This is a genomic window from Methylobacter tundripaludum SV96 (genome assembly GCF_000190755.2).
GTDB lineage: Bacteria > Pseudomonadota > Gammaproteobacteria > Methylococcales > Methylomonadaceae > Methylobacter_A > Methylobacter_A tundripaludum.
The window spans coordinates 1,498,167-1,511,198 of the sequence record NZ_JH109152.1 but is presented as its reverse complement, the minus strand read 5'-3'; the positions used below and the strand labels follow the sequence as shown (position 1 = coordinate 1,511,198).

15 protein-coding genes, 1 tRNA gene and 1 pseudogene are annotated in these 13,032 nt (G+C 48.4%); 10 read left to right on the top strand and 7 right to left on the bottom strand.

The annotated features are described in order from the left end of the window. Position 1: 1 nt before the first annotated feature. Both METTU_RS06950 and METTU_RS06945 read left to right on the top strand, forming a co-directional pair. The gene (locus METTU_RS06950) at positions 2 to 646 is read left to right on the top strand and encodes an anthranilate synthase component II (protein ID WP_006890603.1); all 645 of its coding nucleotides are present in this window, start codon (positions 2 to 4) and stop codon (positions 644 to 646) included. 90 nt (positions 647 to 736) lie between these two features. Next, positions 737 to 1,384: a glutathione S-transferase family protein gene (locus tag METTU_RS06945; RefSeq protein WP_006890602.1), complete on the top strand. Its 648-nt coding sequence runs from the start codon at positions 737 to 739 to the stop codon at positions 1,382 to 1,384. 59 nt (positions 1,385 to 1,443) lie between these two features. Here the strand turns inward: METTU_RS06945 and METTU_RS06940 are convergent. Next, positions 1,444 to 2,651 (bottom strand): annotated as a pseudogene (locus METTU_RS06940) (IS3 family transposase). Positions 2,652 to 2,736: 85 nt separating this feature from the next. Here METTU_RS06940 and METTU_RS06930 point away from each other — a divergent pair. From METTU_RS06930 to METTU_RS06895, 7 genes are all read left to right on the top strand, one after another. After that, positions 2,737 to 3,006, top strand: coding sequence for a hypothetical protein (locus METTU_RS06930; protein ID WP_006890601.1), 270 nt, complete (start codon positions 2,737 to 2,739; stop codon positions 3,004 to 3,006). 115 nt (positions 3,007 to 3,121) lie between these two features. After that, the gene (locus METTU_RS06925) at positions 3,122 to 3,457 is read left to right on the top strand and encodes a hypothetical protein (RefSeq protein WP_006890600.1); all 336 of its coding nucleotides are present in this window, start codon (positions 3,122 to 3,124) and stop codon (positions 3,455 to 3,457) included. Between the two features lie 82 nt (positions 3,458 to 3,539). Continuing rightward, the gene (locus METTU_RS06920) at positions 3,540 to 3,836 is read left to right on the top strand and encodes a hypothetical protein (RefSeq protein ID WP_006890599.1); all 297 of its coding nucleotides are present in this window, start codon (positions 3,540 to 3,542) and stop codon (positions 3,834 to 3,836) included. Positions 3,837 to 4,000: 164 nt separating this feature from the next. After that, a complete protein-coding gene (locus METTU_RS06915) occupies positions 4,001 to 4,480 on the top strand; it encodes a DUF2787 family protein (RefSeq protein ID WP_006890598.1) in 480 nt (159 codons plus the stop codon). Between the two features lie 288 nt (positions 4,481 to 4,768). Then, the gene (locus METTU_RS06905) at positions 4,769 to 5,704 is read left to right on the top strand and encodes a tyrosine-type recombinase/integrase (protein WP_006890596.1); all 936 of its coding nucleotides are present in this window, start codon (positions 4,769 to 4,771) and stop codon (positions 5,702 to 5,704) included. A 266-nt stretch (positions 5,705 to 5,970) separates the two neighbouring features. Then, positions 5,971 to 6,339: a hypothetical protein gene (locus tag METTU_RS24370; protein ID WP_040579684.1), complete on the top strand. Its 369-nt coding sequence runs from the start codon at positions 5,971 to 5,973 to the stop codon at positions 6,337 to 6,339. After that, positions 6,225 to 7,268 carry a tyrosine-type recombinase/integrase gene (locus METTU_RS06895; protein ID WP_496109394.1) on the top strand — a complete coding sequence of 348 codons (1,044 nt, stop codon included), beginning with the start codon at positions 6,225 to 6,227 and terminating at the stop codon, positions 7,266 to 7,268. The genes METTU_RS24370 and METTU_RS06895 overlap by 115 nt, the downstream gene beginning before the upstream one ends. A 59-nt stretch (positions 7,269 to 7,327) precedes the next feature. Here METTU_RS06895 and METTU_RS06890 read toward each other — a convergent pair. The 3 genes from METTU_RS06890 to METTU_RS06880 form a co-directional block, all read right to left on the bottom strand. After that, positions 7,328 to 7,403: transfer RNA gene (locus tag METTU_RS06890), tRNA-Thr, on the bottom strand. A gap of 53 nt (positions 7,404 to 7,456) precedes the next feature. Beyond that, positions 7,457 to 9,622 (bottom strand): YgiQ family radical SAM protein, encoded by a 2,166-nt coding sequence (locus tag METTU_RS06885; protein WP_006890594.1) that lies wholly within the window; start codon positions 9,620 to 9,622, stop codon positions 7,457 to 7,459. After that, entirely contained in the window at positions 9,622 to 10,431 is an 810-nt protein-coding gene (locus METTU_RS06880; RefSeq protein WP_006890593.1) for a spermine/spermidine synthase domain-containing protein, read from the bottom strand. The genes METTU_RS06885 and METTU_RS06880 overlap by 1 nt, the downstream gene beginning before the upstream one ends. Positions 10,432 to 10,591: 160 nt before the next feature. On the opposite strand from METTU_RS06880, the gene METTU_RS23610 reads away from it, so the two are divergent. After that, positions 10,592 to 10,738 carry a hypothetical protein gene (locus METTU_RS23610; RefSeq protein WP_006890592.1) on the top strand — a complete coding sequence of 49 codons (147 nt, stop codon included), beginning with the start codon at positions 10,592 to 10,594 and terminating at the stop codon, positions 10,736 to 10,738. Here METTU_RS23610 and METTU_RS06875 read toward each other — a convergent pair. From METTU_RS06875 to METTU_RS06865, 3 genes are read right to left on the bottom strand one after another with little or no spacing between them, the layout of a single operon-like run. Next, positions 10,722 to 12,395, bottom strand: a complete 1,674-nt coding sequence (locus METTU_RS06875; RefSeq protein ID WP_006890591.1) for a formate--tetrahydrofolate ligase — start codon at positions 12,393 to 12,395, stop codon at positions 10,722 to 10,724. The genes METTU_RS23610 and METTU_RS06875 overlap by 17 nt on opposite strands. 36 nt (positions 12,396 to 12,431) lie before the next feature. Beyond that, on the bottom strand, positions 12,432 to 12,770 hold the full coding sequence (locus METTU_RS06870; protein ID WP_006890590.1) for a type II toxin-antitoxin system PemK/MazF family toxin: 339 nt from the start codon (positions 12,768 to 12,770) through the stop codon (positions 12,432 to 12,434). Continuing rightward, a complete protein-coding gene (locus METTU_RS06865) occupies positions 12,752 to 12,994 on the bottom strand; it encodes a DUF2281 domain-containing protein (protein ID WP_006890589.1) in 243 nt (80 codons plus the stop codon). The genes METTU_RS06870 and METTU_RS06865 overlap by 19 nt, the downstream gene beginning before the upstream one ends. Between the last annotated feature and the right edge of the window lie 38 nt (positions 12,995 to 13,032).

The following is a 13,032-nucleotide window of genomic DNA, read 5'->3' as shown; positions in this document are numbered from 1 at the left end:
CATGCGCGTGTTAATTATAGATAATTACGATTCTTTTACTTATAACCTGTACCAGTACGTTGGCGAAATTCTATCGGCAAAACTGGGGTTCGCTGGTTTTGATGTGAGTGTCAAACGCAACGATGAGATAACTATCAATCAAGTTATTGATTTTAACCCTGACCGTATCATTATCTCACCGGGGCCAGGAACCCCCAGCGATAAACATTATTTTGGGATCTGTAGTGATGTCATATTAGAACTAGGTAAATCAACTCCATTGCTGGGGGTTTGCCTTGGTATGCAAGGTATTGCGTATTGTTTTGGTGGGAAAGTTGTGAGTGCTCCAGTACCCATGCATGGAAAAATATCACTGGTGCAACACGACGAACGTGGATTGTATCGCTCCATGCCACAAAACTTTGAAGTAATGCGTTACCACTCGCTAATGGTAGATGCGGCTAGTTTGCCCAACTGCCTGGAAATTACATCAGTTGTCGCAGATGAAGTAACCGGGCAAAAACAAAACTTAGTCGACGCCGCTTTAAATGGCAGTGTAATTATGGGAGTTCGCCACAAGAAATATCCCATCGAAGGTATTCAATATCATCCCGAATCTTTCGCAACTGAAGGTGGTAAAAAGTTATTAGCAAACTTTCTTCTATAAAACATATTCTTGAAAAATATTTACAACTTTTAGTAACCACCGAAAAAAGCAGTAAATTACAGCATTCTTTTTACTATTACGGAAATCATTATGATTAATTTATGCGGCTTAGCAGTCAGTAATTATTACAGTAAAATAAAACTGGTTCTACTTGAAAAAGGCATTGAATTTAAAGAGGAAATAGTGATTCCTTCTCAAGATTCTGCTCTGCTAAAACGATCTCCATTGGGCAAAATACCATTTATTGAAACCGAACAAGGCAATTTAAGTGAATCGCAAGTAATTCTCGAATATTTGGAAGAGATATATTCTGAGCAGCCGCTCTATCCCGCAGATAACTATCAACGAGCCAAGTGTAGAGAATTAATTCAGCATTTGGAGCTCAATATTGAATTGAATGCTCGCCGATTGTATACAGAATCATTTTTTGGTGGCACTGTCTCTGTAGAAACTAAGGATCAAGTTAAAGATCTATTAGAGCGCGGCTTAAAAGGCTTAGCACGTTTAGCAAAATTCTCCCCGTATATAGCTGGCAATTCTTACACTGCGGCAGATTGTGTTGCCTGGTCTCATTTTTTCGCGGTGAGGTTAGCAACGCAAAAAATTTATGGGGTTGATATGGTTGCTGAATATTTACCCGGTGTGAACGAGTATATGTTGCTTATTGAAACACGTCCTTGTGTACAAAAAGTTATCGCCGACAGGGCGGCAGCAATGACACAGTTTTTAAATGGTTAGTCGTTTCTTCCACGGACGGATAGTAACTTTGATGTGTCAACACTTTTCCGGACACAAAGTTAAGCAGATTTTAGCTGCATTTCGTAGTCCACTGGCGACACATAGTGATTTGCGGAATGAAGTCGCTCACGGTTGTAAAACACCTCGATATATTCAAATATATCCTGCTTAGCCTCAGCTCTGGTTTGATAACGCTGATGATGAACCAGTTCTGTTTTCAAGGTATGAAAGAAGCTTTCTGAGACGGCATTATCCCAGCAGTTGCCTTTGCGACTCATGCTTTGGATAATGCCATGCTCCTGCAATAGCGCTCGATGACTGTCAGAGGCGTACTGACTGCCTCTATCGGTATGCCATCAAGCCTTTACCGGGTTTACGCTGCCAAACGGCCATCAATAACGCATCGTTCACCCGTTTGGCTCGCATGTGCTCAGCCATTGACCAGCCGACCACTTGCCGCGAGTACAGGTCAATCACGACAGCCAAATACAGCCAACCTTCCAGTGTATGAATATAGGTGATGTCGCCGACATAGGTTTGATTCGGTTGCGCCACCGTGAATTGCCGATCCAAGTGATTGGGGGCAATGGGCAAATTATGCTTGGAATTCGTGGTCGCTTTGAATTTGCGCTTGGTTTTACAGGCTAAACCCGCAGCAGCCATTAACCGGCCGATACGACGTCGACTGACCTGCCGATCCCGGTTGATTAAGGCCTCCTTGAGGCGACGCGTACCGTAGTTTTTCCGACTCTTCTGGAACAGGGTCTTTATGACCTCAACCAGCTCGGCATCGTCTTTTTCAATGGCTGTCTGAGGGCGCTCCTGCCAAGCATAGTAAGCGCTACGAGAAACGCTCAGGAACCGGCACATCGATTTAACCGAAAATTCGCTCTCATGTTGTTTGACCCAGGCGTACTTCTCGGCAACTGCTCCTGCGTTGCTCTACCTCCTGCATCCATGCAGTCGACCGTTGCTCCTTGGCAAAGTACGCCGCTGCTTTTTTTAACAGGTCACGTTCCTCTATTAATCGGGCGTTTTCCTTCTTCAGCCGCTTCAATTCTTCGTATAGATGCTCATCGGTTCGCACGGTTTTGCTGTACTCCTTCGGCTGGCTATATTTGTTGATCCAGGTATGGAGCGTATTGGCATTGACTCCTAAATCCCTGGCTGTTTGGGTAATCGGCTTATCAGAACCTATCGCCAGCTTCACCGAGGATTCTCTAAATTCGGCGCTATATATTTTTACTTTTTGTTTTTCTTGATCCATTTTCGACACACTCTCTATTTTCAGATTATTTTAGATTGTGTGTCCGGTTTAGTGTAGCCACTTCAGTTGTTCTATGGAGATCATTATGACGACACCTTCAATCACAACCAACCTTGCTCCTGCCATTGATGTCCTGGCTAAATGTCTGGTGCAAACCTGTGAAAATTATCAGCAGCTGTTGAATCAGCCCGAGTTCTATGATGCCTGTCTTGAGGCGGGTCGCAGTATGCGGCGACTGTCCAAGTGTTATACCGAGGTGGTGCTGGCGGCATTGCCTTACCAGTCGGTATTAGAGGGGGACAGCGAAGAGTGGGATGACGACAACGAGTTACCTTTTGGGGAGGATCTGGATTAAATCGATACCTATTGGCGACTGATTTTCAGTGCTAGTTAGGCTACTGTGTCCAGTTGTTTATCGAATCGTCCTCGTGTTTTTTTGATGTCAAACCCTTTAACCACAGGAGAACCTTATGGAATCTACCATCACAGGCACGTCCACACAGGCCGCACCCCGTTTCGAGCTCGGCCAGTTGTGTTACACGCCAGGAGCACAGGAGGTCATGCAACGCTACCAAGTGAGTCCTTTTCAATTAATCGCCCGCCATGTGACAGGCGACTGGGGCGATGCTTGTCCCGAGGATGCGCAAACCAACGAGGAAGCCCTTCAGCAGGGCTCACGCATTTTTTCGGTATATGTGCTGCCACCGCCGTTGTCCGAAAGCAAAACCTTGGCAGCAGCCAAGGTCTGGATCATCACGGAAGCAGACCGAAGTGTGACCACTATTTTGTTGCCTGAGGAATATTGATCGGGGCAACTCAATAGTTAACCATCGAGCAAGACCGCTCTTGTTCATTCATATTTTATTTAATCCATTTGGAGATGTACCCATGACGCAAAAGAACGAAATCCCAGCCGAATCAAAAGCAGTTACTGAAGCCAAAAACGGTTCGGCAAAACCGACAGAAACCCTGAGTACTTCGCCTGAGCAGGAGAAACCATCAGCCAGCGCTGGTCGAGGCGTCACAGGTAACCTGTCCCCGGAGCTAATGGAATTGGTGACGGAGTTGCGCGATACGGTGAAGCGTATTGATCCTCGTAGACATACAGAAAAGACCTTGCGCCGTTCGTTAGTCAATGTAAGCGATATTCTTGCCGACATCGATAAGCTCTATCCTCAGAATTGATGGGCTTCATTCCCAGTAATTCTTTCTTGTCTATTGTCAGCCTTCGGGTTGATTAATAGGCCTCAATAAAACCAGACGTGACGACTTGATGGGCAATCCTGCTCAGGGTTAGTCACGTCCATTGATTGGAGAATTCCCATGCCTATCATAGGAGTTAAGTTTTTATGATTATTCAAAACGCCGATTACCCCTTAGTGATCAGCGACCAGTTGGCATTGATCCTCATTCATGAAATTGAGCAACACAGCGAGGTCGATATTTCATCAGGTTGCATCATCAATTTTCGAGACCCCGATTTCAGCGTTGAACGTAATGGCTATCACCCGGTAGAGATTCGCCTTAATAAATTAGGCCGAGTTCAATACATCGCAAACTTTGCCTATGTGGGTGATGGACATGAGGATGAATTAGTTAAAGAGTTAGACTTTAATTTTGACTATTGCAAATTTCAACATAGGGGCCGCGAATACCCCATCTCTTTATGTGCAGAGCTGTTCAATGTCTGGCAAAGCAATTTTTGCGCCTATTATCTATGTAAGGTTTTTAACGTCACCATTCAAGCGATAGCAAACTGCCAACATCAGCAAAGGCCTTGTCAGCTTGTCGGCTTAGTTGGGAGTAAGCGCAGCTGCGACCAAGCCTAAGTGAATCGAACAAACCATCGACTGATAACCACCTATAAATCCCAAGGAGCACACTATGAACACAACACATTGCAGACACGCCAAACAACAGATACAAGACAAATTCATCTCTTACTATCGGCAGAATCGCGATCAGAAAACCGGCACAGTTAGCCTATATCTAAGAAGCTTGGCGCCTGTGACTTGTCGTTTAATCAAAAGCGAGTATCACCAGTCGTACAGGCCTAAAACGTTAATATACATTAACATGCCTGCGCTGACGTTGCGGTACTGCGAGGAGACTGCGGTATGAACAACAAATTAACGTCATGCATAACACAACATCAACAGTCACCGTCTTGCGTCGCATTGACGCTCTATCTCGGTAATTTGGCACCCAGTGGTCGCCGGTCAATGCGTTCATTATTGCAACAGGTGGCAACGTTGAACAAATGGTCAGGCCCTTTGGAGCAAATGCCGTGGCTGACATTGCGTTATGAGCACGTGGCTAAAATTCGTGCGGTATTAAGACAGGTCCAAAAATCGCCGAATACCATCAATACCACCCTGGCGGCAATTCGTGGCGTTTTGAAAGCGGGCTTTTTATCAGGCCAGTTTCCGGCGCAGGAATGGCAACGCATTCAGTCTATTGATCGCGTTAATGGTAAACACTTGCCAGCCGGTCGCCAATTACGCGCGGTGGAAATTAGCCGCTTATTCAAAGCTTGTCAGCGCGACCCTGCTCACGGTATCCGCGATGCGGCTATTTTGGCGCTATTGGCATACGCCGGATTAAGGCGCAGCGAGGTCGCTGGCTTGAATGTGAATGATTACACCCGTCGTAACGGCCAGCTCATCGTCCGTGAAGGCAAAGGTCAACGTCAGCGTGAATTGATATTGCCAACGGTCGCCCGTTCATATGTACGGCAATGGTTGCAATGTCGTGGTAATGAGCCGGGAGCGATGTTTTGCCAATTGGCGAAAAATGGCAATTATCTGCCAGCTCAACGAATAAACGCGCAACGCGTCTATGGCATTTTGAAACGTCGGGCCAGGGATGCCGGTATTGAGCATTGTTCACCGCATGATCTTCGTCGAACGTTTGTCACCCGATTACTGGAGCAAGGCGTTGACTTTAACACCGCCCGGCAATTAGCGGGTCATGAGCAGATTCAGACCACTGCGTTGTATGACCGGCGACACATCAAAACACAACGGCAAGCCATGGCGAATTTTTACTTATAAATGTAAATCGTACCGGAAAAGTTTTTATAAAAAAGCATCCGGCAAAATCGGCAAATCGAAATGATTTTTTAAATCAGAACACAAACAAAAATAAGCAAAAAACAATCGGAAAAACACTGCGAAAAATGCAAAACATAACACAGTAAAAACTAAATGTTTTTTATTTGAAAAATAGTTGTTATCAAAAAACACCGTAAAAACGCGGGAAAAATCGCATTTTTAAAAACTGTAAATGAACTGCACCTCAACTTTATGCGGTGCAATTTATGTCAGCAAAAACACCTGAAACATTCAATTACATCCTCCCAAGGATCATCCGTATTCGTGATGCACCTTTCTATCTTGGGATGGATAAAAATCGTTTTAACGCAGAGGTCAGACCTTCGCTAACCGAGATGAAAATCGGTACGCAAGGTATTGCCTTTGATCGCCTCGAATTAGACGCCTGGGTTGATGATTTGAAAAGTCGTATCGGCAAACCCGGCACCAAAAAACTGGAGAAAAAAACATGTCCAAAAAAATCCCCGGCCTCGTCAAAAGGGGCGAGTGTTGGCACATCGACAAAGTTATCAAAGGCAGACGCGTTTGCCAAAGCACTGGCACAAGCGACCTCGAAGAAGCGCAATGCTACCTAGCGCGTTTGATGGAAGAGCATCGTCAAGCAACAGTGTATGGCGTTCGTCCGAAAAGAATTTTTAAGGAGGCAGCGACTAAATATTTATTGGAGTCGCAGAAGGCCAGTCTTAAAGACGCGGCTCTTCATCTCAAATTACTGGATGAGTACATCGGCGACCTGCCGTTAGAATCGATCCATATGGGAACCTTGCAAAGTTACATACAAGATCGGAGAACGCAGGGTGTTAAAAACAGAACGATCAACTATGCCTTACAGACCGTGAGACACATTCTGAATCTTGCCGCCATGGAATGGATTGATGAGCATGGCCTGACTTGGCTGGCAACCGCTCCCAAGATAAAGTTGTTGTCTCAACTGGACGCCAGGAAGCCCAGTCCATTGTCCTGGGAACAGCAGGCGAGGTTATTTGGTGAGCTGCCTGAGCACTTGGCTAAGATGGCACTGTTTAAGGTTAACACCGGTTGCCGGGAGCAAGAGGTCTGTTCATTGCGTTGGGAATGGGAAGAGTATATCCCGGAGCTTAAGGCCAGTGTGTTTGTTATTCCTGCCCATGTTGTCAAAAACCGGATGGCACGGGTGGTGGTTCTAAACAGCGAGGCTAGGGCAGTGATTGATCAGTTGCGAGGTCAGCATTCTGAGTATGTGTTCACTTACAAAGGTAATCGTGTTTTGACCATGAATAACACGGCCTGGCAGAAGGCAAGAAAACGCGTGGGTTTAACGCAGGTGAGGATTCATGATTTAAAGCATACCTTTGGTCGTCGCTTAAGGGCAGCAAGTGTATCGTTCGAGGACAGGCAGGATTTGTTGGGCCACAAATCGAGCAGGATCACAGATCATTATTCGTCAGCCGAATTAGGAAATTTGATTGCGGCTGCCGAAAAGGTCTGCGTAAGTGAGTCACGCAAAAGTCACGCAACGATTTAGAGCGGACATAAAAAAAGGGAATCAAGACGTTATATGTCATTGATTCCCTTTACTTTATTTGGAGCTGGCGATGGGAATCGAACCCGCGACCGGCTGATTACAAATCAGCTGCTCTACCGACTGAGCTACACCAGCAAAGAAGCGCGTATTATACACAACAAATCTTCTTTGGCTAGTGCTTTTGTGGATTATTTTGGCTTTCTTTTCGTTTTATTTTTGTTTGCAGAATACGGTTTGCTTTTTCCGGAACGGGGATTGTCCAGTCCGGTGTATTTGGTTTTAAAGCGTTGAATTTTGTCGGGCGTTTCAACCGTGCCTTTGGGCTGAAAGGTGGGGATCAAATGCTGCTTGCCGTTGCCGATTAAATCGCTGCGACCCATGTCTTTTAAGGCTTCGCGGAGCAATGGCCAGTTCTTGGGGTCGTGATAACGCAGGAAGGCTTTGTGCAGACGACGCTGTTTGAAGCTTTTGGGTATGGCAATGTCTTCAGCAGTTCGGCTGACTTTACGCAAAGTATCTTTGCCGGAGTGATACATGGCGGTGGCGATGGACATTGGTGATGGCAGGAATGCCTGCACCTGGTCGGCCCTGAAACCGTTGCGTTTTAGCCATAATGCCAGATTAAGCATGTCGTTATCGGTGGTGCCGGGATGCGCGGCGATAAAGTACGGGATCAGGTATTGCTCTTTACCGGCTTCCTTGGAGTATTTGTCGAACATCTCTTTAAAGCGGTCATAAGTGCCCATGCCCGGCTTCATCATTTTGGATAATACGCCTTGCTCGGTATGTTCCGGGGCGATTTTAAGGTAGCCGCCGACATGGTGGGTAACCAGTTCCTTGACGTATTCCGGCGATTCCACGGCCAGATCGTAACGCAAACCGGAGGCGATAAAGATTTTCTTGATACCGGGCAAGGCGCGGGCTCTGCGGTAGAGCTTAATCAGCGGCGTATGATCGGTGTTCAGGTTAGGGCAAATACCGGGGTAAACGCAGGACGGCTTACGGCAAGCGGCTTCGATTTCCGGGTCTTTGCAGGCCAGCCTGTACATGTTGGCGGTTGGGCCGCCCAAGTCGGAAATATGGCCGGTAAAGGCGGGCGAGGTGTCGCGGATGGCTTCGATTTCCTTGATGATCGAATCTTCCGAGCGGCTTTGGATGATGCGGCCTTCATGCTCGGTGATCGAGCAGAAGGTACAGCCGCCGAAACAGCCGCGCATGATGTTGACCGAATGCTGGATCATTTCAAAGGCGGGCACGTTGGCGCTGCCGTATTCTTTATGCGGTACGCGGGAGTAGGGCAGGTCGAACACGCCGTCCATTTCTTTGGTGGTCAACGGAATCGGCGGCGGATTGATCCAGACCTGCCGCGTACCGTGCAGTTGAATCAATGCGCGCGCGTTGCCGGGGTTGGTTTCGCCATGCATGACGCGCGAGGCGTGAGCGTACAGTATCGGGTCGTCTTTTACCGCTTCATAAGCGGGCAGGCGGATGACGGTTTGTGAGCGCCGGTTTCTGATCTGCAATTTATCAAAATGAATGACTTTTTCGTCCGCATTGCTCGGTTCCGGTTTTTTATCGCACGCAGGCTGTTCCTGGTACGGGTCGATAGGCGTCATCGTCGCACCCGGTTTATCCACATCGGTGGAATCTTTAACCGCCCAGCCTTCCGGTATTTGTTTGACGAAATGCACCGTGCCGCGTATGCCTTTCAGCTCCGATATGGCTTCGCCGTTAGCCAGGCGATGAGCGATTTCTACGACTTGGCGTTCGGCATTGCCGTAAACCAGCAGGTCGGCTTTGGAGTCCAGCAGCACGGATTTCCTGACCTTGTCCGACCAGTAATCATAATGCGCGATGCGGCGCAAGCTGGCTTCGATGCCGCCGATGATAATCGGCACGTCCTTGTAAGCTTCGCGGCAGCGGTGCGAGTAAACGTTGACGGCGCGATCAGGGCGTTTGCCGGCCGCGCCGTTCGGCGTGTAGGCATCGTTGGAGCGGATTTTCTTGTCCGAAGTATAACGATTGACCATGGAATCCATATTGCCGCCGGTCACGCCGAAAAACAGGTTCGGGCGGCCAAGCTTCATGAAATCTTTGGCGCTGGTCCAGTCGGGCTGGGAGATGATGCCGACCCTGAATCCCTGCGCTTCAAGCAGTCGTCCAATCAGCGCCATGCCGAAGCTGGGGTGATCGATATAGGCATCGCCGGTTACCAGGATCACATCGCAGGCATCCCAGCCCAGTTCGTCCATTTCAGCCTTGCTCATCGGCAAAACAGGGGCAACGCCAAAGCGCTGCGCCCAGTATAAGCGGTAACTAAAAAGGTTGGGTTCGGTTTGTAAGGCGCTAGACATTATTTTTGTATCGAGTTGCTGAGGACGCTGGCATTGTGTTTGGCAATCTCTTTTAAATAAGAGATAAATTCAATCTGGTAAATCTGTTCAAGGATGATGGCTCTGGTTCTCAAGTCTTTCATGGAATGGATAGGGGCTTCTTCATTAAAGGCCAGGCCGATAATATTGCCGCGGTCCGGAACGGGAAGAAACAGGATTCTCCAGTCAAAAGTACGCCCTAGCCACAGGGCAACCTGCTTGAATAGGGGGTTGCCGGCACCGCCCCAAAGATTGATGACCAGCATGCCGTCTTTTTTTAACAGCATTTTGCAGGCATCGAAAAACGCATGGTTACTGATTGATGGGGCCATGCCTTCATGGTCGAACGCATCAACAAACATCAGGCTGTATTGCTCGCTTTGGCTCTCGGTCCGTTGGCGTACATATTTCGCGCCGTCGTCGATAATAACCTTCAGGCGCGGGTCGAGCGGCAGGCCGAAATGACTGCGTGCGATTTTGACCACGCTTTCCCGGTATTCCACGACTTTCAAGCGGCAGTCCGGGAAATGATGCAGTAAATGCTTGGTTAATGAGCCGCCGCCCAAGCCGATAATCAAGGCCTCGTCATCCAGCGTGGGTTTGAATAATAGCCAGCTGGTCATGGCCCGCACATAATTCAGGTACAGCTTATCCGGCTCGGCCAGCAGCATACTGCTCTGCCGGGGAAACGAGCCGAAGTGCAGCGACCTTACGCCGTCACTCTCGACAACTTCTAAAATGCCGTCATCATCGTGGCTTTCGTGGATAACGCGGCCTTCATATCTATACATAAACGCGGTAAGTTCTTAAAAGATTGGCTAAACATTATACAGGAGAATAAGGTTTAACTTGTGAGTGTTGATTCGGTTACTGCGGGAAATCAGCGAATGTAGCGGAATGGAAAGAATTTATTGGCCGTAAAGTCGGACCGGTTTTTAAGCGGGAATACTGATGAGCGAACGCAAAATATGCCCTTTTGACATAGGGCAGGGTGACGATGTTGTCGCGGTCGTTAATATCGATAATGCTATTCTGGACGAAGATAAGGCCGGGGTTCAAGAGATTGAACCCCGGCTTGAGGCTAAAACAATCCGGTGATTTTACCGTTATCATCAATATCGATTCTTTCCGCCGCAGGAACCTTTGGCAAGCCGGGCATCGTCATCATGTCGCCGGCAATCGCGACGATAAAGCCTGCGCCGTTTGCCAGCCGGACATCGCTGATTTCAACGACATGCCCGGAAGGCGCGCCCTTGGCGTTCGGGTTAGTTGTAAACGACATTTGGGTTTTCGCCATGCAAATCGGGAACTTGCCGTAATCCGCATTCCATGCGGCCAGTTGCGCTTTGACTTTAGGATTTGCGGTGACGCTGCCGGCCCCGTACAGCTTGGTAGCGATGGCTTCGATTTTTTCCCAGAGACTCAGGTTTTCGTCGTAGACATAGTTAAACTCAGGTTCGCGGTTGTCAACGATGTCGCTGACTGCGTGGGCCAGTTCTTCCGCACCGGCGCCGCCGTTCGCCCAATGCTTGGAAACCACGCATTTTGCGCCCAAGGCTTCGCATTTGTTCTTCAGCAAGGCGATTTCCGCATCGGTGTCGAACGTAAAGTGGTTGATGCACACGACGCAAGGCAAGCCGTAATGATGGGTGATGTTGTGCAAGTGGCGCTCAAGGTTTTCAAAACCTTGTTCCAGTGCCGCCAGATTCTCCTGGTTTAATTCTTCCTTAACCACGCCCCCATGGAATTTAAGCGCTCTTACCGTAGCCACCAGTACCACGGCAGACGGTTTGAGTCCGGCCATGCGGCATTTGATGTCGATAAACTTTTCAGCGCCCAAGTCGGCCCCGAAACCCGCTTCGGTTACCACATAATCGGCCAGTTTCAGCGCGGTTTTGGTGGCGCTTACGGTGTTGCAGCCGTGAGCGATATTGGCAAACGGCCCGCCGTGGATAATCGCGATATTGTTTTCAAGCGTTTGCACCAGATTCGGTTTGATCGCGTCTTTTAACAGCGCCGCCATCGAGCCTTGCGCGTTCAAGTCGCGGGCGTAAACCGGCGTTACCCGATCGGATTTATAGCCGATCACGATACGGCCCAGACGTTCTTTAAGATCCGCGCGGCTGGTCGCCAGGCATAAAATCGCCATGACTTCGGACGCGACCACGATGTCGTAACCGTCTTCACGCAAATAGCCGTTGGCCGGGCCGCCCATGCCGACCACAATGTTGCGCAAGGCGCGGTCGTTCATGTCGACAACGCGTTTCCATTGGATGCGCCGTGGGTCGATATCCAGATCGTTGCCGTGATTTATATGGTTGTCGATCAACGCCGACAGCAGGTTATGCGCCACGCCGATAGCATGAAAATCGCCGGTAAAATGCAGGTTGATGTCTTCCATCGGCACCACTTGCGAGTACCCGCCGCCCGCCGCACCGCCTTTTACGCCAAAGCACGGGCCTAATGAAGGCTCACGCAGGCACATCATGGTCTTTTTGCCGATGCGGTTCATTGCATCGCCGAGGCCCACCGTGGTGGTGGTCTTGCCTTCGCCGGCCGGAGTAGGGCTGATCGCGGTGACCAGAATCAGCTTGCCGTCTTCCTTATCGGACAGGCTGTTGACGTATTCCAACGACATCTTGGCTTTGTAATGACCGTAAGGGTCAAGGTGTTCGGCGTCGATGCCGTATTGTTCTTTAACCAAGCCGATGATCGGTTTCATGTTGGCTTGTTGGGCGATTTCTATGTCTGACATGTTTATATTTCAAAAAAGGAGTTAGTTGAATTTTTGCTATTGGCCATTTTTGAGCATTTGTAAAATGGCGCTTATTACTTTTTCATGTGAAGCATTTGTAAGCGTGGCTACGTTTTTATTGATCAGCGCTATATTGGCAGTGAATAGTTTGCCGGGTCGAACAAAGCTGACCACGTTCAGGCCACCGTTTTTATAATCGGCCTCATCAATCCGTATAGCCTTGTCGTCGTTATATGAGTTACTGGTGATTTGACACAATATCCAATCGTTTCGTTGAGCATAGGCTAGCACTAACGCAGGTCTTAACTTCGCGTGGCTTAAATCCGAGAATGGGAATGAGACAAAAACAATATCGGCTACTGATAACTCGACCATGCTTCATCCTCTTCAGGCCGATTCCAGTCAGTGGCTAATGCTTGCTCGCTTAACAAGGCAGATTCATACTTGGACTGCAATGCTTGGCGAGCAACTTTGGCCTGTATGAACTCAATAAAATCGAACACTTCTTGTTGCATAGGTTCAGGAAGTGCGCTAATTTTTGCGGTTATTTCTTGGATAGAATGTGTCATCAGTTTATCCCCGTTTAAATCTTTGGACATGGAAGCTTAGGTTAGCGATTGTTGGTTCAATAAACATA

Bases quoted from the DNA above. Each gene is read 5' to 3' on its own strand.
- METTU_RS06950 (WP_006890603.1), top strand. From the start codon at position 2: ATGCGCGTGTTAATTATAGATAATTACGATTCTTTTACTTATAACCTG.
- METTU_RS06945 (WP_006890602.1), top strand. From the start codon at position 737: ATGATTAATTTATGCGGCTTAGCAGTCAGTAATTATTACAGTAAAATA.
- METTU_RS06930 (WP_006890601.1), top strand. From the start codon at position 2,737: ATGACGACACCTTCAATCACAACCAACCTTGCTCCTGCCATTGATGTC.
- METTU_RS06925 (WP_006890600.1), top strand. From the start codon at position 3,122: ATGGAATCTACCATCACAGGCACGTCCACACAGGCCGCACCCCGTTTC.
- METTU_RS06920 (WP_006890599.1), top strand. From the start codon at position 3,540: ATGACGCAAAAGAACGAAATCCCAGCCGAATCAAAAGCAGTTACTGAA.
- METTU_RS06915 (WP_006890598.1), top strand. From the start codon at position 4,001: ATGATTATTCAAAACGCCGATTACCCCTTAGTGATCAGCGACCAGTTG.
- METTU_RS06905 (WP_006890596.1), top strand. From the start codon at position 4,769: ATGAACAACAAATTAACGTCATGCATAACACAACATCAACAGTCACCG.
- METTU_RS24370 (WP_040579684.1), top strand. From the start codon at position 5,971: ATGTCAGCAAAAACACCTGAAACATTCAATTACATCCTCCCAAGGATC.
- METTU_RS06885 (WP_006890594.1), bottom strand. From the start codon at position 9,622: ATGTCTAGCGCCTTACAAACCGAACCCAACCTTTTTAGTTACCGCTTA.
- METTU_RS06880 (WP_006890593.1), bottom strand. From the start codon at position 10,431: ATGTATAGATATGAAGGCCGCGTTATCCACGAAAGCCACGATGATGAC.
- METTU_RS23610 (WP_006890592.1), top strand. From the start codon at position 10,592: ATGAGCGAACGCAAAATATGCCCTTTTGACATAGGGCAGGGTGACGAT.
- METTU_RS06875 (WP_006890591.1), bottom strand. From the start codon at position 12,395: ATGTCAGACATAGAAATCGCCCAACAAGCCAACATGAAACCGATCATC.
- METTU_RS06870 (WP_006890590.1), bottom strand. From the start codon at position 12,770: ATGGTCGAGTTATCAGTAGCCGATATTGTTTTTGTCTCATTCCCATTC.
- METTU_RS06865 (WP_006890589.1), bottom strand. From the start codon at position 12,994: ATGTCCAAAGATTTAAACGGGGATAAACTGATGACACATTCTATCCAA.